Genomic DNA, 1,322 nt, shown 5'->3' on the forward strand with positions numbered 1-1,322 from the left:
GAACTGCTGAAAACCCTAGTAGAATTAACCGTTGCCGCACCTAGTAGTTTCAACATCCAAGATTGGCGAATTATTTTAGTACAAGATGAGGCACAAAAGGCCGCTTTAGCCGAGGCCGCTTGGGGACAAAAGCAAATTATCCAAGCGCCGGTTACTTTTGTTTTCGCTGCCGATGCTGCCGCAGGAGGAGGAGATCTAACTCCTATCTATGAACAGGCTCTCAGTACAGGTGCCTGGAGCGAAGGCACGGTAAAATATTTCAAACAGGCAATCCCGGGATTTCAAAAGGATTTGGGCGAAAAAACCCGGGAATACGCGATTAAAGATGCCATGATCGCCGCTACTCATCTGGTTTTAGCTGCTGAAAGTCTCGGTTTATCTAGTTGTTTTCTCAACGGTTGGATCGAGGACAAGGTAAAAGCTGTGATCGGTGCTGCCGATCATCCCCATCTGGCGATCGCTGTCGTCGTTCCCATCGGTTACGCAGCGGAACCGCGGCTTAATCCGGGGCGTTTACCCTTAGATTACAATGTTTTTGTGGATCGCTTGGGTAATCCCTATCAAATCTGAACTCTATTAACTGGATTCAATCTTGTTTTAATCGCTGTTTTGACCGGTGGTTGAGTAGTTGCTATCGGTTTCGGTTGGCAGGGGTTGGCGTTGCTGATTTGAGATAGGAATCTTCTGGCAAACTAACTTTTAGATAGGATGGCACGGTTGACATTCATAGCTTGATTCAGCAACGCCTTGTATTGTGGCAAAATTAACAATTTAATCTGCATCAAGCTGCGCTAATACTGCCGACATCGATCTTAATTTTTTCACAAGATATAAGGTTAATTATTTGTATAAGAAGTCCCTAAGAACCTTATTCATACCAAATCTCAGAACTTCCCGCACATTTTTCGTCTCTAAATAACCATTGTTGAAACACTTGTTCTCTCCCATCATGAGGGGCAACAATCTGATAAACTTTTAGGTATTTTTTAGCAATTCTCTGGCTGCCCTTGCTGGTTAATTTATAACCTAACAAGTTTAAAAAATGACGAATAATCGTCAGAGGACGGGAACTATTAGAGAGGTTAATCTTGGTGATAGTTTTAATCTCGTTACGGTTTTTAATGGCGATTTCGGCCATTTTTTGTAAATCGGCATCATGATTATTTAATTCTCTTTCAGGGTTAGCTAATAATACGGGAATTCCCAACAATTCTAACGTCCCGATAATCACTCCTAATTGACTACTATTAAAATCGGGAATAAATAAACTTCCGTGACCTGATTCTATCAGTTTACGCGCAATTAAAGCATCTCGATCACAC

The 1,322-nt window shown here is 42.1% G+C and carries 1 protein-coding gene and 1 pseudogene; one reads left to right on the forward strand and one right to left on the reverse strand.

The annotated features are described in order from the left end of the window. On the forward strand, positions 1-570 hold a 570-nt coding region (locus PX484_RS00865; RefSeq protein WP_288102669.1), incomplete at its 5' end, for a nitroreductase family protein. A gap of 298 nt (positions 571-868) precedes the next feature. Here the strand turns inward: PX484_RS00865 and PX484_RS00870 are convergent. Then, positions 869-1,322 (reverse strand): annotated as a pseudogene (locus PX484_RS00870) (plasmid replication protein, CyRepA1 family); the annotation flags it as partial.

The sequence above is a fragment of the Microcystis sp. M49636_WE2 genome (assembly GCF_030065375.1).
GTDB lineage: Bacteria > Cyanobacteriota > Cyanobacteriia > Cyanobacteriales > Microcystaceae > Microcystis > Microcystis aeruginosa_C.